This is a genomic window from Mycobacterium sp. NGS24, from assembly GCF_059813065.1.
This window is the reverse complement of the sequence record NZ_JCALDW010000003.1, coordinates 1-16,963: the sequence shown is the minus strand read 5'-3', so window position 1 is coordinate 16,963 and position 16,963 is coordinate 1. Positions and strand designations below refer to the sequence as shown.

At 68.7% G+C, this 16,963-nt stretch carries 17 protein-coding genes; 7 read left to right on the top strand and 10 right to left on the bottom strand.

What is annotated here, in order from left to right; genetic code table 11:
- Position 1: 1 nt before the first annotated feature.
- Positions 2-376 (bottom strand): DUF4229 domain-containing protein, encoded by a 375-nt coding sequence (locus AC5Y6Y_RS05525; protein ID WP_473139396.1) that lies wholly within the window; start codon positions 374-376, stop codon positions 2-4.
- A 57-nt stretch (positions 377-433) separates the two neighbouring features.
- Here AC5Y6Y_RS05525 and AC5Y6Y_RS05520 point away from each other — a divergent pair, with 57 nt between their 5' ends.
- Entirely contained in the window at positions 434-589 is a 156-nt protein-coding gene (locus AC5Y6Y_RS05520; RefSeq protein ID WP_463825686.1) for a hypothetical protein, read from the top strand.
- A 5-nt stretch (positions 590-594) separates the two neighbouring features.
- Here AC5Y6Y_RS05520 and AC5Y6Y_RS05515 read toward each other — a convergent pair whose 3' ends face one another.
- From AC5Y6Y_RS05515 to hemL, 7 genes are all read right to left on the bottom strand, one after another.
- On the bottom strand, positions 595-1,914 hold the full coding sequence (locus tag AC5Y6Y_RS05515) for a MinD/ParA family ATP-binding protein (RefSeq protein WP_463825976.1): 1,320 nt from the start codon (positions 1,912-1,914) through the stop codon (positions 595-597).
- 68 nt (positions 1,915-1,982) lie between these two features.
- Positions 1,983-2,951 (bottom strand): c-type cytochrome biogenesis protein CcsB, encoded by a 969-nt coding sequence (gene ccsB / locus AC5Y6Y_RS05510; RefSeq protein WP_463825685.1) that lies wholly within the window; start codon positions 2,949-2,951, stop codon positions 1,983-1,985.
- Complete coding sequence (resB, locus tag AC5Y6Y_RS05505; protein WP_473139397.1) at positions 2,948-4,573, bottom strand: cytochrome c biogenesis protein ResB; 1,626 nt, start codon at positions 4,571-4,573, stop codon at positions 2,948-2,950. The genes ccsB and resB overlap by 4 nt, the downstream gene beginning before the upstream one ends.
- Positions 4,573-5,349 carry a cytochrome c biogenesis CcdA family protein gene (locus tag AC5Y6Y_RS05500; RefSeq protein ID WP_463825683.1) on the bottom strand — a complete coding sequence of 259 codons (777 nt, stop codon included), beginning with the start codon at positions 5,347-5,349 and terminating at the stop codon, positions 4,573-4,575. The genes resB and AC5Y6Y_RS05500 overlap by 1 nt, the downstream gene beginning before the upstream one ends.
- Positions 5,346-5,954 (bottom strand): TlpA disulfide reductase family protein, encoded by a 609-nt coding sequence (locus AC5Y6Y_RS05495; protein WP_473139398.1) that lies wholly within the window; start codon positions 5,952-5,954, stop codon positions 5,346-5,348. The genes AC5Y6Y_RS05500 and AC5Y6Y_RS05495 overlap by 4 nt, the downstream gene beginning before the upstream one ends.
- Positions 5,951-6,559: a histidine phosphatase family protein gene (locus tag AC5Y6Y_RS05490; RefSeq protein ID WP_463825681.1), complete on the bottom strand. Its 609-nt coding sequence runs from the start codon at positions 6,557-6,559 to the stop codon at positions 5,951-5,953. The genes AC5Y6Y_RS05495 and AC5Y6Y_RS05490 overlap by 4 nt, the downstream gene beginning before the upstream one ends.
- Complete coding sequence (hemL, locus tag AC5Y6Y_RS05485) at positions 6,559-7,878, bottom strand: glutamate-1-semialdehyde 2,1-aminomutase (RefSeq protein WP_473139399.1); 1,320 nt, start codon at positions 7,876-7,878, stop codon at positions 6,559-6,561. Before hemL ends, AC5Y6Y_RS05490 begins: the two co-directional genes overlap by 1 nt.
- 99 nt (positions 7,879-7,977) lie before the next feature.
- On the opposite strand from hemL, the gene AC5Y6Y_RS05480 reads away from it, so the two are divergent.
- Genes AC5Y6Y_RS05480 through AC5Y6Y_RS05470 form a run of 3 tightly spaced genes read left to right on the top strand, consistent with a single transcriptional unit; the run spans position 7,978 to position 10,444 of the window.
- The gene (locus AC5Y6Y_RS05480) at positions 7,978-8,376 is read left to right on the top strand and encodes a nitroreductase family deazaflavin-dependent oxidoreductase (RefSeq protein ID WP_463825679.1); all 399 of its coding nucleotides are present in this window, start codon (positions 7,978-7,980) and stop codon (positions 8,374-8,376) included.
- Positions 8,376-9,530, top strand: a complete 1,155-nt coding sequence (locus tag AC5Y6Y_RS05475; RefSeq protein WP_473139400.1) for an enolase C-terminal domain-like protein — start codon at positions 8,376-8,378, stop codon at positions 9,528-9,530. Before AC5Y6Y_RS05480 ends, AC5Y6Y_RS05475 begins: the two co-directional genes overlap by 1 nt.
- Positions 9,527-10,444 (top strand): ketopantoate reductase family protein, encoded by a 918-nt coding sequence (locus AC5Y6Y_RS05470; RefSeq protein WP_473139401.1) that lies wholly within the window; start codon positions 9,527-9,529, stop codon positions 10,442-10,444. Before AC5Y6Y_RS05475 ends, AC5Y6Y_RS05470 begins: the two co-directional genes overlap by 4 nt.
- On the opposite strand, the gene AC5Y6Y_RS05465 is transcribed toward AC5Y6Y_RS05470, so the two are convergent.
- Positions 10,441-11,787: an amino acid permease gene (locus AC5Y6Y_RS05465; RefSeq protein ID WP_473139402.1), complete on the bottom strand. Its 1,347-nt coding sequence runs from the start codon at positions 11,785-11,787 to the stop codon at positions 10,441-10,443. The two genes, AC5Y6Y_RS05470 and AC5Y6Y_RS05465, sit on opposite strands and share 4 nt — an antisense overlap.
- A gap of 167 nt (positions 11,788-11,954) precedes the next feature.
- On the opposite strand from AC5Y6Y_RS05465, the gene AC5Y6Y_RS05460 reads away from it, so the two are divergent.
- Positions 11,955-12,782, top strand: a complete 828-nt coding sequence (locus AC5Y6Y_RS05460; RefSeq protein WP_499917932.1) for an alpha/beta hydrolase — start codon at positions 11,955-11,957, stop codon at positions 12,780-12,782.
- A 3-nt stretch (positions 12,783-12,785) separates the two neighbouring features.
- Positions 12,786-14,912, top strand: a complete 2,127-nt coding sequence (locus AC5Y6Y_RS05455) for an acyltransferase family protein (protein ID WP_473139403.1) — start codon at positions 12,786-12,788, stop codon at positions 14,910-14,912.
- Positions 14,913-15,143: 231 nt separating this feature from the next.
- On the opposite strand, the gene AC5Y6Y_RS05450 is transcribed toward AC5Y6Y_RS05455, so the two are convergent.
- Positions 15,144-16,184, bottom strand: a complete 1,041-nt coding sequence (locus tag AC5Y6Y_RS05450) for a linear amide C-N hydrolase (RefSeq protein ID WP_473139404.1) — start codon at positions 16,182-16,184, stop codon at positions 15,144-15,146.
- 301 nt (positions 16,185-16,485) lie between these two features.
- Between AC5Y6Y_RS05450 and AC5Y6Y_RS05445 the strand changes: the two genes are divergently transcribed.
- Positions 16,486-16,963: PE family protein (locus AC5Y6Y_RS05445; RefSeq protein WP_499917916.1), on the top strand; the 478-nt coding region annotated here is incomplete at its 3' end.

Sequence of the window (16,963 nt, the reverse complement as noted above, 5' to 3'; positions counted from 1 at the left end):
CTCATGTCCCGCCGCCGGCCTGCCGTTCAGGCTCCGGATCGGGGTCCCGGCCCGCGGGCGCCTCGCCGCGCAGCCGGGCCTGCAACTGCGCGCGTTCGGTGCGCCGCCGCTCGCCTGTGACCTCGAGGACCCCGGCGGCGCGCCGGCGCAGCGGGCTGAACAGCCACATGCCCAGCGGCATCGCGACGACCAGCCCGAACAGGCCGGCGACGGCGAGCGGGAAGTCGTTCACACCGAGCAGCCGCGCAACCGCGTAGATCGCTGCGCTGACCACCACCGCCAGCAGCAGCCTCGCCGCCGCATAGAGGAGGACGTCGACGACGCCGCGTTGATTCTCCGGACCCTGAACCGTCTTGTCACTGGGCGCTTCTGACACATCTTGAGCCTAGCCACCGGCCGGTCGCGGGTATATTCGCTCTACAGGAGGTGTCGAGTGCTTTACCTGCTCGTCGTCCTGATTCTCGGGACGTTGATCTATCTGGGGTTGCGTGCGGCGAAGTCGCAGACGAGCCGGCCGAAGAGCCGGGTCATCGGGCCCGACGACGATCCCGAATTCCTGCGCCGACTGGGCGAGAACAAGCCTCGCTGAGCGGGTCAGACGAAGTTCGGGTTCGCCCGCCGCTGATCACCCGGAAATCCATCGGCGACGGCCGCCGCGAGCTCGGCCAGCGCCTCGCGGGTCTCCCGCTTCAACCGATCCAGGTTGATCTCGGCGCCCTCCTCGAGGTGCGGGTCGAACGGCACCACCCGCACCGCCCGGCAGCGCCGCGCGAAGTGGTCGACCACCTTCTGCATATCGACCTTGCCCGACCGCGACCGCACCGCGTTGATGACCGCGATCGAGTTGCGCACCAGGTCTTCGTGGCCGTGCGCCTCCAGCCAGTCCAGCGTCGCCGAGGCACTGCGGGCGCCGTCGATGGAACCCGAAGCGACCACGATCAGCACGTCGGCCTTGGCCAGGATCGCCGACATCGTGGAGTGCAGCAACCCGGTCCCGCAGTCGGTGAGCACCAGGCCGTAGAAGCGGTCCAAGATGTCCAGGGTTCGGGTGTAGTCGTCGCCGCTGAATGCCTCCGAAACGGTCGGATCGCTGTCGGAGGCAAGCACTTCCAGCCCGCTCTCGTTCTGCGAGGTGTAGCCGCGGACGTCGCTGTAGCGCTCGATGCTCTCCGCGTCGCGCAGCAGATGCCGCACCGTGGCCGGGGTGTCCAGCGGGAGCTTCTGGCTCAACGTGCCGCGGTCGGGGTTGGCGTCCACCGCGACCACCCGGTCACCGCGGATCGACGCGAACGTGGAGCCCAGGGTCGCGGTGATCGTGGTCTTGCCGACCCCGCCTTTCAGCGACAGCACCGCGATGCGGTAGCTGCCCCGCAGTGGCCGGTTGATCTGGGCCACCAGGTTGTGGTGCCGCATCGCTCGGGGACTCTCCCCGAGGTTGATCAGCTGACCGGACATGACGTACAGCGCTCGGCGCCAGCCCTCCGAAGGTGGCGGCTTGACCGGTCGCAGCAGCACGGTGGTGGACAGCTCCGGATACGGCGTCTGGGGCAGCGGCTCCGGGCGGAACTGCGGCCGTTCCCGTGTGCCGGCGTCGTCGGGCGGGCCGGGGTAGTAGGCGCCGTAGGCCGTCGGGTCCACCCGGGTGATGCCGGTGACCGGGCCCGTCGTCGGCCCGGCTTCCCACTGCGGACGGCCGTGGGGCAGTTCGACCGGTTGGGGCGGCGGCGTCATGCTGGCCGAACCGACGGTGCTGTCGCTGGCCGCCGATCCCCGCCGCTCGGTGCGGAAACCGGCGAAGGCCCGCGTCGGTGCACCGTGTTCGGCGGGCGGCACGGCAGGCAACTGCGTCGTCGGCTGATCTGAACCGGCATTCTGGCCTGCGCCGTCCGCCGAATAGACCTGCGGCGCCCCCACGGCCGGTGTTGGATGTTCTGACACTGCACTCCCCCTCTTGCCCGCTTGCTCGGGTCGGTAGCCGTCGGTCAGCCGACACCCGCGTACGAGTGCAGGCCGACGGTCACCAGGTTAACGAAGAACAGATTGAAGACCATCGCGACGAACCCCGCGACGTTGACCCACGCCGCCTTACGGTCCCGCCAACCCGCCGTTGACCTGGCATGTAGGTAGGCCGCGTAGATCACCCATGCGATGAACGACACTGTTTCCTTGGGGTCCCAGCCCCAGTACCGGCCCCAGGCCTCTTCCGCCCAGATCGCGCCGAAGATGACCCCGAACCCGAACACCGGGAAGGCGAAGATCGTGGTCCGGTAGGCGATGCGGTCCAGGGTCTGGGCGTCGGGGAAGCGCTGCGTCAGCTGCGCCAGCCGGCCCTCGGTCTCGGGGTCCCCGAAGCGCGAGGTCCGCAGCAGGAACAGGATGCTGCAGATGCCGGCGACCAGGAATACCCCGGAGCCCAGGCTGACCACCGAGACGTGAATGGGCAGCCAGTAGGACTGCAACGCCGGCATGACCGGTGCGGCGTTGGTGTAGAGCCAGCGCCCGGACACCGTGAGCAGGATCAGGATCGGCAGCAGCAGGAAGACCCACAGCGGACGGTACTGCGGGCGGCGCAGCACCACCGCGCCGGCGACCAGACCGCACATGCAGGTGAGGTTGATGAATTCGTACATGTTGCCCCAGGGCACCCGCATGGTGGCCAGTCCCCGCAGCACGATGCAGGCGAGCAGCAGTCCGCAACCGAGGTACAGCACGGACAACCCGGCGCGACCCACGCGTTCGTCGAACGGGCGTTGCGGGGCATCCGCGACGACGCCGGGCGTCGCGCTGTCGGTGCTGACGCCGCCGGCGGCGACCGGCTCAAGTTTGCGGGCCCGGACGTAGGCGAGCTCGTAGGCCAGCAACAGCAGCGCCACGACCAGTGCGACCACCGCCGAGGTGAACGCCCAGTCGGAATAGCGGGCCAGGCCGAGGTCGATGTGCTGGGTGTTCATGTGAGGTTCCTTCCGGCCTTACTGGGAATGCCGGCCGGCACACCGGATCCGCCCAAACCGGCCAATAATCGCTCGGTGAGGCGCTCGAACTCGTCGCCCCAGCCGGAGTTGTCGGTCCGTGCCAGACCGCCCAGTTCGACGTTCACGGTACTGGGCCGGTCGCTGTCCGGCGTGAGTCGAACCCACACCCGGCGCCGGCGCACCAGCAGCGATACCAACAGTCCGGCCATCATGCTGATCGCGAACACCAGCACCCAGGCCTGTCCGGGGTCGTGCGACACCTGCAGGTTGACGAACGGTACCGCGCCGTCGAAACGCACGACGGTGCCCGCGGCCGGGCCCTGATCGATGCGGACCTGATCCCCGGCGCGCAGATTGACCCGCTTCTCCCTGGTCAACCTGCCCTGTTCGATCAGCCGGGGGTCCAGGGTGAACAACGACTGCGGCCGCCCGGTGTCCAGCCCGGTGTCGCCGCGGTAGATGTCGATGGCCACCGCCGGGTCGTTGAGCGCCGGGAAGCGCGACGACAGCAGGGCGCCGTCGAGCTGTTCGGTGGGCGCCAGCAGGCCCTGGATCGCGATCTGGTGTTGGCGCCGCTCCTGGGCGGTGGGGTAGCTGCCGGCCGGCGGGTCGACGCGGGCCACGCCCGACGAGAGCAGCGTCTGCGGGTTGTCAGGTCGCCATTGCACGGTGGAGGTGCGGGTCTGACCGTCGGGGAAGGTGACGGTGAAGGTCGGCGCGTAACCGTGGCCCTGCAGGTAGACCCGGTCCCCGCCGACGCGCAGCGGGTGGTTGACCTCCAGCCGGTAGGGCCGCCAGGTGTTGGCGTCGAGGTCGGCCCCGGCTTGGTAGGCGATGTCCGCGGCGAACGAGGTGGCCTGCCCCGACGGCAGATAGTGCGCCTGAAAGTTGTTGACCCGCAGGCAGATCGGATTCAGCGAGGTGCCGTCGACGGTGTTGCCGGCACGGAACGAATCGAACGCGGCCGGCGACGCCGAGCAGAACCCCGGACCACCGTCGGCGATGACGATCACGTTGCCCTCGTAACCGAACAGCTTGCCGACGGCGACCGCCACCAGCAGGCCCAGCAGCGAGAAGTGGAACACCAGGTTGCCGAATTCGCGCAGGTACCCCTTTTCGGCGGCGATCTCGACGGTGTCAGCGCGGTGCCTGACCGCTGTGCGCCAGCCCCGCAGCCGGGCCTCGATGGCGGTGGCCAGCGCGTCGACCTCCGCCGGTCCGGTGGTCAGCTCCTGCTCAGCGTGCTTGGGCAGCCGGGCGAGGTTGCGCGGCGCGGCCACCGGTTCGGCGCGCAGGCTGCGGGCGTGCTCGAAGATTCGCGGGGTGAGGCAGCCGACCAGCGAGATGAACAGCAACACGTAGATGGCGGTGAACCAGAAACTGGAGAACACGTCGAAGGCCTGCAGCTCGTTGAGCCACGGCCCGATCATCGGGTGGGTGTGCAGATACTCCTCGACCTTGCCGGCGTTGAGGCTGCGCTGCGGTAGCAGCGCCCCGGGTATCGCGGCCAGCGCGAGCAGGAAGAGCAGCACCAGCGCGGTGCCCATCGATGTCAGGGAGCGCCAGGTGTTGCGCGCCCTCGCCGCAAGTCCCGTGAGCATCAGATCGGCAACCTCACGTCGGACACAAAAGCGTCGCGCAGCCAGGACACGAAGTCGTTCCACACCCCGGTGACCAGCGCGAAGCCCACCGAGATCAGCAGCACGCCACCGAATATCTGGATCGCCCGGCTGTGCCGGCGCAGCCAGCCCAGCGCGGTCACCGCTTTGGCCGACCCCACTGCCAGCAGCACGAACGGCACGCCCAGCCCCAGGCAGTAAGCGATCACCAGCGCGACACCGCGCGCCACGTTCGCGCCGTCGGTGGCGGAGGCCACGGTGATCACCCCGGTCAGCGTCGGCCCCAGGCAGGGCGTCCAGCCCAGTGCGAACACCGCGCCGAGCAGCGGCGCACCGGCCACCGTCGTCCACTGTCCGGGGCTGAACCTGGCCTGTTGCTGCAGCGCCGGGATGAGCCCGACGAAGACGAGTCCCATCACGATGGTGAGCACGCCGCCGACGCGCTGCAGCACCAGCTGGTTGTCGATCAACGCGGTGGTCATGCCCAGGACCGCGACGGTGCCCAGCACGAAGATCGTGGTGAACCCGGCGACGAAGAGCAGGGCGGACCCGGCGACCCGCCAGCGCGCCGCCGGCGGGGCCTTGAGGGTGCCGGGTTGCTCGTCGGAGACCCCGACCACCGCCGCCAGATACGACAGGTAGCCCGGTACCAGCGGCACCACGCACGGCGACGCGAACGACACCAGCCCGGCCAGCATGCAGACCCCGAGGGCCACCACCAGGGGCCCGGCGGCAGCGAGGTGGGCGAAGCCGGTCACTGCGGTCCCGACGTCCCGGGTGGCGTCTCGGCGGCGATCCGCTGCACCACCGGTTGCAGGTCCTCGGCCAGCAGTTCGCGCAGGAACACCGCGGCGACCCGGTGCCGGCGGTCCAGCACCAGGGTGGACGGGATGACCGTGGTCGGGTACTTGCCGCCGAACGCGATCAGGGTGCGCATCGGCGGGTCGTAGATCGACGGGAACGTCACATGCCGGTCGCTGACGAAGTCCTGGGCCGCCTGGCGGCTGTTGTCACGCACGTCGATGCCCAGGAAGGACACCCCGGCTGCGCGGGTGGCGTCGTAGACCCGCTGCAGTTGGGTGATCTCGGCCCGGCACGGCCCGCACCACTGGCCCCACACGTTGACGACGACGACGTTGCCGGGAAAGTCGTCCAGTGACACGGTGCGTGCCGGGTCGGTGAGGCTGGGCCCGGACAGCGGGCCCGGCCGGCCGCGGGTGTCCGGCGGGTCGTAGAAGATGTCTGTCTTGCCGCCCGGGGACACGAACTCGAATGTGCCGCCCTGGGCAACCGCGTCCTTCCCGGCCGAACAACCCGTGAGAAACCCGGTCAGCAGTGTTACGGCGACAAGCCACCGGGTCATCCGGCTGCCGGCTCCGAGTACTCCACGTCGACCAGCCGATCGCCGTCGTAGACCAGTGTCGTCACCGACGCCAGCCCGCATTCCCGACGCCGCGGGTCGTGCCAGAGCCGCTGGCCGGTCACGTGCAGGCGCAGCGTCCACACCGGCAGCTGGTGGCTCACGCACACCACCTCGTGCCCGGCGCCCCGCACCCGCGCCTTGTCGGCCGCACTGGACATCCGGCTGGCGACCTCGACGTACGGCTCGCCCCACGACGGTCGGAGCGGGTTGCGGAGTTGCCACCAGTACCGCGGGTTACGCCAGGCACCGTCGCCGGGTCCCATCGGCTTGCCCTCGAAGAAGTTCTCCGACTCGATCAGGTCGGGGTCGGTGTCCACCGGCAGGTTGTGCCGCGCGGCGATGGGCGCGGCGGTCTCCTGTGCCCGCTGCAGCGGCGAGGCGATCACGGCGACGACGTCGCGGTCGGCCAGGAAATCCGCCACCGCCGCTGCCTGCGCGACCCCGTTGTCCGACAGCCGGAAACCGGGCAGCCGGCCGTAGAGGATGCCGGTCGGATTGTGCACCTCACCGTGACGCACCACGTGCACGCGGGTTTCCTCGGCCATCAGGGCTGGTCCTCCTGTGCGGCCGCGGCGGCCGCTGCGGGTAGGGCTGCGGCGATCCGGTCGAAAGCGTCGTCATCGAGCGCCGCCGATACGAACCACGCCTCGAATGCGCTGCACGGCGGGTAGACCCCGGCGTCGAGCAGGGCATGGAAGAACGCCGGATAGCGCCACGTCTGGCTAGCGCGCGCGGACGCGAAATCCGTCACCGGCGCGTCGGAGAAGAACACACTCAACATGTTGCCGGCACGCGGAATGCGATGTGGCACACCAGCATTGGTCAGTGATTCGGTCAACAGCGCGGCCAGGCGGTCGGCGTTCGCGTCCAGGGCGGCGTACACCGCGTCATCGGCCGCCCGCAACGTCGCCAGCCCGGCGGCCATCGCCACCGGGTTACCCGACAGCGTGCCGGCCTGGTACACCGGGCCCAGCGGGGCGAGTCGCTCCATCACCTCGACCCGGCCCCCGAACGCGGCGGCGGGCAGCCCGCCGCTCATCACCTTGCCGAACGTGAACAGGTCGGCATCGACGGGATCGATTCCGTACCAACCACTTCGGCTGACCCGGAACCCCGTCATCACCTCGTCCACGATCAGCAGCGCACCGTGCGCTGCGGTGATTCGTCGCAGGGCGGCGTTGTAGCCGGGTGCGGGTGGGACGACGCCCATGTTGCCGGGGCTGGCTTCGGTGATCACCGCGGCGATCTGCTCGCCGGCCTGCGCGAAGACCTGCTCGACAGCGTCGATATCGTTGTAGGGCAACACAATTGTGTCGGCCGCGGCCGCGCCGGTGACCCCCGGCGAGGACGGCAGGCCCAGGGTGGCCACGCCCGAACCCGCGTCGGCCAGCAACGCGTCGGCGTGCCCGTGGTAACAGCCGGAGAACTTCACGATCTTGGGCCGACCCGTGAAGCCGCGCGCCAACCGGATCGCGCTCATGGTGGCCTCGGTACCGGAGTTCACCAACCGGAGGCGCTGCACCGGGGCGACCCGCCCGATGATCTCGGCGGCCAGTTCAGTCTCGGCCGGGGTCGGCGCCCCGAACGACAGGCCGTCGGCGGCGGCCTTGACCACCGCGTCGACGACCGCGGGGTGTGCATGCCCGAGGATCATCGGCCCCCACGAGCAGACCAGGTCGATGTAGGTGTTGGCGTCGGCGTCGGTGAGCCGGCAGCCGTGCGCCTGGGTGATGAACCGGGGGGTGCCGCCCACCGCGGTGAACGCCCGCACCGGGGAGTTCACTCCGCCGGGGATCACCGCGCAGGCGTCGGAGAACAGCTGTGCGGACGCGCGCGTGCGCGCCGTTGCCTGGTCAGTCCCCATGCTGACTAGTGTCCCAGCCGCCGCCCCCCGATCAACTACAGGGTGTAGAAGATCACGGCGGGTTGATGTGCGCCGGGCTCGGCGAGTTGGATGGCGATCATGCGATTCCCTCAACGCCTGGCCCGGATCAACCGGTACGTCACCAACCCCGTACAGCGTCTGTGGGCAGGCTGGCTGCCCCCGTTCGCCATCATCGAACACGTCGGACGGCGCTCCGGAAAGCCCTACCGCACCCCGGTCAACGCGTTTTACACCAACGTCGACGGCCGGCCCGGCCTGGCCGTTCCGCTGGCATACGGACCCGACCGGGACTGGCTGAAGAACATCAAGGCCGCCGGCGGTGCGCAGGTGCGCCGCAACGCCAAGACCTTCCGGGTGAGCGAACCGCGGGTGGTCGGCAAGGACGAGGCGGCCCGGCACGTGAACGGGGTCTGGCGCTCGGTTTTCCCCGCACTGCCGTTCGAGGAAGTGTTGCTGCTCGACCGCACCGGGTCTTGATGCGCATTGTCTCGATCCTCGAACGGCCGGTAGCCCTGCAGGGTGCGCCGGCCAACGCGGTGGTCAACTTCGCCGGCCACACCGTGTCGCTGGTGGCGCTAATTGCCGAGCGGGACGGCAGGCGCACCGTCGGGGTGGCCTTCAACTCGATCGGGCGGTTCGCGCAGGGCGGGATCCTGCGGGACCGGCTGATCCCGCGAGTGCTGGCCGCGCCGTCGGAGACGCTGCTGGACGGCGCGGGCCTGCTCGACCCGGCCGCGGTGCTGGCGTGCGCGCTGCGCGACGAGAAGCCGGGTGGCCATGGGGACCGGGCGACCGCAGCCGCCGCGCTGGAACTGGCGTGCTGGGACCTCACCGCCAAGCTGAACGACGAGCCTGCCTACGCGACCATCGCACGTCATGTCGGTCGGGAACCGGTCCGCTCGGTCGCGGTGTATGCCGCCGGCGGGTACTACCACCCGGACGCCGGCCTGGACGGACTGCGGGCGGAGGTGGGTTCGTATCTGGACCTCGGGTACGACGCGGTGAAGATGAAGATCGGCGGGGCGGACGTGCCGGGCGACCTGGCGCGCATCGAAGCCGTCATCGACGCGGTCGGCCGGGGCGACCGGGTCGCGGTGGACGCCAACGGCCGTTTCGACCGGGCCGCGGCGACCCGGTGGGCCACCGCGTTGGCGTCCTACGGGCTGCGCTGGTTCGAGGAGCCCGGCGATCCGCTGGATTTCGAGCTCAACCATGCGGTGACCGATTGTTACGACGGCGCGGTGGCCACCGGGGAGAACCTGTTCTCGGTGCCCGATGTGGTCAACCTGGTCCGCTACGGCGGCATGCGGGCGGGACGGGACATCTTCCAGATGGATGCCGGCCTGAGCTACGGGTTGGGTGAATACACCCGCATGCTCGCGGTTCTCGAGACGCACGGGTTCGACCGCAGGTTCGCCTATCCACACGGCGGGCACCTGATCAACCTGCACATCGCGGCCGGGCTCGGTCTGGGCGGGTGTGAGGCCTACCCCGGGGTGTTCCAGCCGTTCGGCGGCTACTCGCCGGGTTGTGCGTTGGCAGACGGCCGGATCTCACCCACCGACGCACCGGGCTTCGGGCTGGAGGAAAAACCCGGCCTGTCCGGACTGATCGAGGAGCTGGTCGGATGAAGGTCGCGGTAATCGGTTGCGGTGCAATGGGTTCGATCTACGCGACCAGATTGGCCGCGGCGGGTAACGACGTCACGGTGATCGACAGCTACCAACCCGGCATCGACGTCATCGCCCGGCACGGACTGCGGGTCACCGGTCCCGGTTACGACCGGACTGTGCAGCTGCGGGCCGCCACCGTCGCACCGGACGAGCCCATGGACCTGATCGTGCTGGCCGTCAAGGCCGCGGACGTGACAACGGGTGCGCGACAAGCACTTTCGATGCTCGACGGCGCCACCCCGGTGCTGACCATCCAGAACGGCCTGGGTTCGGCCGACACGGTGGCGGACATCGTCGGCGAGCAACGGGTCGCGGTCGGGATCGCCAGCGGGTTCGGAGCGGCCCGGGTCGCACCCGGACACGTCCACCACAATGCCATGCGCGCCATGCGTTTCGGCGCGTACTCGTCACTGCCCCATCAAACGGTCGCGGCCGTCGCGCAGGTGTGGAGCGACGCCGGCTTCGACGCGGCCGCGGTCACCGACATCGCCGCGATGCAGTGGGAGAAGCTGATCTGCAACGTCGCCTACAGTGCGCCGTGTGCGTTGACCGGCATGACCGTCGGGCAGGTGATGGACGACGCCGAGATGGGACCAGTCAGCCGGGCCGCGGCCATCGAAGCGTGGGCGGTGGCCCGAGCCTCCGGCATCGCGATCGACGTCGAGGATCCCGTCGCGCACATCCGCGACTTCGGCGCGGGCATGCCTGATGCGAAACCGTCTGCGTTGCTGGACCATGAGGCCCGTCGGGTCTCCGAGATCGACGTCATCAACGGGGCGGTGCCGCGCCACGGCGCGCGGGTCGGCGTCGAGGCACCGGTCAACGCCACGCTGACCGCCGTGGTCAAGGCGGTCGAAAAGCGTTGGGGCTAAGCCCTGCGACGGCCCGACCGCTGCACCGCGCAGTACAACCCGAGCACCACCATCCACGACAACAGGCTCAGCCACAGTTGGGTACGGGCCTCGTGATCGAACGCCATCTGCACCAGCACCGCCACGATCCCGGCCAGGGTGAGCACCGACAGCACTGGGAAGAACCACATCCTGACCCGCAACTGCTCGTCCGGCGTACGACGCCGAAGCACGATCTGCGACAACGCAATCAGCAGGTAGACGAATAAGATGATGGCGCCCGAGGAGTTGAGCAGGAACAGGAACACGGTGTCGGGCGCCAGCCAGGCCATCAGCACACACAGAAAGCCCACCACTGAGGACCCGATGATCGCGATGTGCGGCACGCCGCGCCGGCTGATCCTGACCAGCTGGGCCGGCGCCTCGTTGCGGTCGGCCAGCACGAACAGCATGCGCGACGCGGTATACAGGCCCGAGTTCAGGCAGGACAGCACCGCGGTGAGCACCACGGCGTTCATGATCTGGTCCGCGCCGGGAATGCCGATGTGCTTCAGCGCCGCCACATAGGGTGATGCACCCAATTCCACTGAGTTCCACGGCATTACCACGACGAGCAGGAAAACCGAACCGACGAAGAAGAACGCGATGCGCAGCACCACCGAATTCGTCGCCCGGGCCACAGCGCGCTCGGGTTCCCGGCTTTCGGCCGCGGCGATGGTGACGACCTCGGCGCCCACCATGGAAAAGATCACCACCACGATGGCCGCGAAGACGGCCCCGACACCGTGCGGAAAGAAACCGCCGTGCGCGGTCAGGTTGGCAAAGCCGGTGTGCCGACCCGGCAGCCAGCCGAACGCGAACGCCGTCCCCAGACCCAGGAAGATCACGATGGTCGCGACTTTGATTCCGGCGAACCAGAATTCGAACTCGCCGAACGACGACACCGAGAACAGGTTGGTCGCGGTCATCAACAGCATCAGGCCCAGCGACGACAACCACAGCGGTAGCGAGAACCAGTAGTTGAGCACCTTGCCGCCGGCGACCGCCTCGAAGCCCACCACGATCACCCAGAAATACCAATACAGCCAGCCCACCGAAAACCCGGCCCAACCCCCGAGTGCCGTTGTCGCATAGTCGGCGAACGAGCCGGTCGACGGGTTCGCGGTGGCCATCTCACCCAGCATCCGCATCACCAGGATGATCAGCAGACCGCAGATCGCGTAGGTCAGGAACGCAGCCGGTCCGGTCTTGTGGATCACCACACCGGAACCGACGAACAGCCCCGCCCCGATCACCCCGCCGATGGCAATCATGTTCAGCTGGCGTTGCGACAACCCTTGGCGCAGCTGCGTGGTGCCGCTCATGGCGTCTAACGACAGCACATCCCGCTGTGAATCGCGAGCCCGGACGGCGGTGGATCAAGGCAGTGTCACGAGTGTCTTCCAATACGGCGTGGCACGGGCGTCAAACTCCGGTTGTCCCGGCATCATTGACGATCGTGGCCGACCTGACCCGCCGTACGGTGCTGCGCATGGGCGCCGGCGCCAGCCTCGGAGCGGCCGGTGCGTGGGCGCTCGGCGCCCTGGCCGACCCGGCCAGCACCGTGGCCGCACCGGCCGCGCCCGCTCCGTTCGATCCCCCGACGGCGGGCAAGACCCTGCCGACCAAACTGACCGGTTCGTTCGTGTCGGCGGCGCGCGGCGGCATCAAGACCAACTGGGTCATCGCCATGCCGCCGGGGCAGACCAAGATGCTGCGGCCGGTGATCGCGTTGCACGGCAAGGACAGCGACGCGAACATGATGCTGGACTGCGGTGTCGAGGACGCGCTGGCCCAGCTGGTCGCCGACGGCAAACCGCCGTTCGCGGTGGTGGGCGTCGACGGGGGCCCCAGCAGTTACTGGCATCGGCGCTCCAACGGCGAGGACGCCGGCACCATGGTGCTCGAGGAGCTGCTGCCGATGCTGACCTCGATGGGCATGGACACCTCGCGGGTCGGATTCCTGGGCTGGTCGATGGGCGGGTACGGCGCGCTGCTGCTGGGCGCCCGGCTGGGTCCGGCCCGCACCGCCGGGATCTGCGCGATCAGCCCGGCGCTGTACCTGTCCTACCTCGGCGCCGCACCCGGCGCGTTCGACAGCATCGACGACTGGAACCGCAACACCGTGTTCGGCTTGCCGGTGCTGAACTCGATTCCCATTCGGGTCGACTGCGGGATCGGCGACCGGTTCTTCTTCTCCAGCAGCCAATTCGTCAGCCAGCTCAAGAAGAAGCCGGCGGGCAGCTTCTCCCCCGGCGGTCACGACGTCGACTACTGGCGCGCGCAGTTGCCGGCCGAGCTGGCCTGGATGGCGACCTGACGTATGGCAGTCACCGCGGAGCAGCGCATCCCCCGGGCTGCGTTCCGTCCGGACATCGAAGGCCTGCGCGCCATCGCGGTCGTCGCCGTGGTCCTCTATCACGCCGGCGTGCCGGGCATCGGCGGCGGCTACATCGGTGTCGACGTCTTCTTCGTCATCTCCGGCTTCCTGATCACCGGGCTGTTGTGGCGTGAGGTCGCGACCACGAAAACCGTTGCACTCGGCGGCTTTTACGCTGCCCGGGCGCGTCGGCTGCTGCCGGCCGCGGCGACGGTAGGGGTGGTCACCGCGGTGGTGGCCGCCATCGTGCTGCCGCCGCTGCAGGCCCGACGGGTGTTCGTCGACGGCATCGCCAGCATGCTGTACGTCGGCAACTACCGATTCGCCGCGCAAGGCACCGACTACATGGGCGCCGACCTGCCGTCGCCGTTCCAGCACTACTGGTCGTTGGGCGTGGAGGAGCAGTTCTATCTGGTGTGGCCGGCGCTCATCATCGGCACGGCGTGGCTGGTCGGCCGGTTGCGCCGGGACACCTCGAGCGCGGCACCGTATGCGGTGCTGCTGGGCGTGGTCGGCGCGGCGTCGTTGACGGCCGCGGTGATCTGGACGCACAGCTCGCCGCCGTGGGCGTTCTTCTCGCTGCCCACCCGCGCCTGGGAACTGGCCGCCGGCGGGCTGGTCGCACTCACCATCGACCAGTGGCGGCGGCTGCCGTTGGTGCCGGCGACGGTCGCCGGGTGGGGCGGGCTGGCGCTGATCCTGCTGACCTGCACCCAGTTGGGTCCGCACACCCCCTACCCCGGCACCTCGGCGCTGTTGCCGGTGCTGGGCACCGCGCTGGTGATCGGAAGCGGTTCGGTCACCGGCGGCATGGGGGTGGGACGGGTGCTGTGCCCGCCGGTGATGCGGGCGATCGGGCGGGTGTCGTACTCGTGGTACCTCTGGCACTGGCCGGTGTTGCTGCTGCTGCCGGCGCTGCTCGGCGATCCCGGCGGGCTGCCCGGCCGGTTGGCGGCGACGACGGTGTCCGCGGGCCTGGCGGTGATCACCATGCATGCGGTGGAAAACCCCGGTCGCTTCGCCGCGGCGCTGCGGCGCTCTGCACGGGTCAGCCTGGCCGTGGCCGGTGCCGCCAGCGCGGTAGCGGCGTGCGCGTGCGCGGTGTTGCTGACGGCGGTGCCGGCGCCGGTGGGTCACGGGACCGCGGCGCCGCAGGCGAAAATCGAGGCGCTGCCGCCGGCGCCTGACCCGCAGCTCAGTCCGCAGGAGGCGGCGGTGCGCCAAGCGTTCGCCCAGGCCCGCGCGGCACTCGCCGCCTCGGCGGGTCTGCGGGCGGTGCCGTCGAACTTGGACCCGACGTTGGCGGCGGCGCCGGGCGATAAGGCGCCGGTGTTCGTCAACGGGTGCATGCGGTCCTGGCGCGAGGTGGGTCAGAGCGAGTGCGCCTCGGCGGACACCGCGTCGCCGACCACGGTGGCGCTGATTGGTGACTCGCACGCGGCGATGTGGAATCCGGCGTGGGAGCAGGTGGCCGGACAACGGCACTGGCGGCTGGAAACGCTGACCAAGGTCACCTGCCCGTTTCTGGACCTGCCGATCGTCAGCCCCTACCTGGGCCGCAAGTACACCGAGTGCGAGCAGTGGCGCGCGCAGATCGTGGACCGATTGCGGGCCAAGCCACCGAAGCTGGTGGTGCTGAGCATGAGTCGGCGCTACCACGGCGACTTCAGCTTCGCCTCGTACGACCCGGCGTGGATCGACAAGTTGGGGGCCATCGTCGCCTACCTGCGCGGCATGGGTTCCACGGTGCTGGTGCTGGGGCCGGTCGCCGATCCGCAATCGTCGGCTCCGACCTGCCTGTCGGCCCACCTCGACGACGCCGGCGCCTGCGCACCGATGCGCTCGGTGGCGGTCGACGGCGACGGTATTGCCGCCGAGCAACGGGTGACCACCGCGGCGGGCGGCTCTTACGCCGACCTGACCGACCTGTTCTGCACGCCGGAACGCTGCCCGATGATCGTCGGCAACACCCTGGTGTTCCGGGACGACAATCACGTCACCACCGAGTACGCCCAGCTGTTGTCACCCGTCATCGGCGCCTTGGCCGACCACGCGTTGCCCGGTGCCTGAATCGCGTCGATTTCGTAGCGACACCGTTGCCGAATGAACCACGATGCGCCGACGAACGTGGTACGAATATAAGGGTTTTGGAGGTTTGAGATGAGTCCGATGTTGATGGTGCTGGTTACGGCAGCTGCGCCAGTCGCCGGGCTCGGTGTCTGGCAATTACAGACTCGCCTCGAACGTTGGGATTACGAGCGGCACGCAGAGGATTAGAGCCGCAACGGTTTTGGGTCAGCGTTAGGGGCTCGGTCGGCGCCCCGTGCCTTCCGGGCCCCGGAGCATCTCGAGGGACAGAAATGTCATCGGGCCCTTGTCTTCGAACTTGTCCGCAACCTTGCCGGAGATGCCGCCCTCGACCGCGAGTTCGCTGATCAGATCCAGCTTGAGTTGGGCAGTGCCCTCGGTGAAGTCGAGGTCGGCCAGGTCGACCCACACGATGTTGGGGCGGGTGGTGGATTCGTAGATGTAGCGCTTAGTGGTCAGATCGAGCACGACCTGCCAGATGGTCTGCGAGGCATCCGGTTTGCCCGGATCCGGGATGCGGAAAGGTTGCGCTGCATTGCGGATAACCGAGAACATGGCCGCGACGGCATCGACCTGGCTGTCCGGGGCGGGCAACCGCTCGAGGTAGTAGCTCGCGCGCGCGAACCGGTCACGGGCGTCGGTACTGCCGGGCAGTGGGAGGTCACCGCCCAGACCCGTGAACGATTTCACCAGCTCGAGTTGCTGATCGAAGGTCGGTGAATTGGTCATCACCCGGTAGTCCTTCGAGTGGTACACCTGCGCGTGGCCGTCGATGTATTCGATGATCGCCGAGTCGCCGGCGGCGTCGTCGAGGGCCAGATGCAAGCCGGGGCGTTTGCCGCCGGTGGGGTCGTCCATCTGCACCACTTGTACGTCGGTCTCGGTGATCCACGCGGTGGCCTCTGCGACGGTAGCGAAGTTGTCCAGGAAGTACTGCAGCCAAATTGCCTGCCCGAGCTGCGTGCGCGAATCGTCCGGCTCCCCATAGCTGGATTCGGCGAGCCACAGAATGTGTCCCGCCAGACCCGCTTCGTTCATACCGTCCACGGAGGTGATGTCGTAGGCGGTGGCTACGACACTGCCGTACTTCGATGTCCAGGTGAGTTTCCCGGCCACTGTGTCGTCACGTCGTACGCCGCGCGGTTGCTTCCACAGGTTGGTCATCAGGTCTGTGTGAAAGTCCATGTTCCGGCCTACCAAAACCAAGTGGCCGGTCTTGTCGCCGGTGTCCGGCCAGAGGACTCGTGTGCACACGTGACGCCGCCTTCTTCGATTCGTTGTTGTATCGACTACGTTTCTGAAACCTTGCCGCCGAACTCATCCCACACCAGGCGATAGATCGTATTTACCAGCTGTGCCTTCCGGACGGCCGGGCCCACACCGGTGACCTAGTCGCTGCGATCTCGGGGCGACACCTGAACCCGTTACGGATAGAAACGACGGGACGACGAGCGGCACTCGGAGGACTAGTGCGTCGTTGAGGACTGCGGTCAGCCTCCCCCGGAAGTCCAAAAGGCCCAACTCGCCGGGCGAGCTGAACGTACGGTTGACAACGATGTCGTACCTGCTGGTCGCCCCCGACGCTCTAGCGGGTGCCGTGGGGAATCTGGCGGAGATCCAGTCCGCCCTGCATGGCGCACATTCCAGCGCCTCGCTTCGAATTCTCAGTGTCACCGCCGCCGCCCAGGACGAAGTATCGGCGGCCGTCGCCGAACTGTTCAGCTCCTTCGGCCAGACTTATCAACAGGCGAACACGCAGGTCGCGCGGTTTCATCAGCACATCGCTGACGCGTTCGCGGCCAGTGGCGTCACGTACGCCGGCGCCGAGGCCGCCAACGTTGATGTGTTGGGGACGTTGAATTCACAGGCTGAGGCGTTGTTTGGCCGTGCGTTGATCGGCGACGGGGCCGACGGCACGGCGGCTAGTCCGAATGGACAGGCCGGGGGTCTGCTGTACGGCAACGGCGGTGCCGGATACAGCCCCACCGGCGGCGCAGTGAGCCAAGCCGGCGGCGCCGGGGGTTCCGCCGGGT

Excerpts from the sequence above, each read along its gene's own strand:
- ccsB (WP_463825685.1), bottom strand. The coding sequence starts at position 2,951 with ATGAACACCCAGCACATCGACCTCGGCCTGGCCCGCTATTCCGACTGG.
- resB (WP_473139397.1), bottom strand. The coding sequence starts at position 4,573 with ATGCTCACGGGACTTGCGGCGAGGGCGCGCAACACCTGGCGCTCCCTG.
- AC5Y6Y_RS05495 (WP_473139398.1), bottom strand. The coding sequence starts at position 5,954 with ATGACCCGGTGGCTTGTCGCCGTAACACTGCTGACCGGGTTTCTCACG.
- AC5Y6Y_RS05490 (WP_463825681.1), bottom strand. The coding sequence starts at position 6,559 with ATGGCCGAGGAAACCCGCGTGCACGTGGTGCGTCACGGTGAGGTGCAC.
- hemL (WP_473139399.1), bottom strand. The coding sequence starts at position 7,878 with ATGGGGACTGACCAGGCAACGGCGCGCACGCGCGCGTCCGCACAGCTG.
- AC5Y6Y_RS05480 (WP_463825679.1), top strand. The coding sequence starts at position 7,978 with ATGCGATTCCCTCAACGCCTGGCCCGGATCAACCGGTACGTCACCAAC.
- AC5Y6Y_RS05475 (WP_473139400.1), top strand. The coding sequence starts at position 8,376 with ATGCGCATTGTCTCGATCCTCGAACGGCCGGTAGCCCTGCAGGGTGCG.
- AC5Y6Y_RS05470 (WP_473139401.1), top strand. The coding sequence starts at position 9,527 with ATGAAGGTCGCGGTAATCGGTTGCGGTGCAATGGGTTCGATCTACGCG.
- AC5Y6Y_RS05465 (WP_473139402.1), bottom strand. The coding sequence starts at position 11,787 with ATGAGCGGCACCACGCAGCTGCGCCAAGGGTTGTCGCAACGCCAGCTG.
- AC5Y6Y_RS05460 (WP_499917932.1), top strand. The coding sequence starts at position 11,955 with ATGGGCGCCGGCGCCAGCCTCGGAGCGGCCGGTGCGTGGGCGCTCGGC.
- AC5Y6Y_RS05455 (WP_473139403.1), top strand. The coding sequence starts at position 12,786 with ATGGCAGTCACCGCGGAGCAGCGCATCCCCCGGGCTGCGTTCCGTCCG.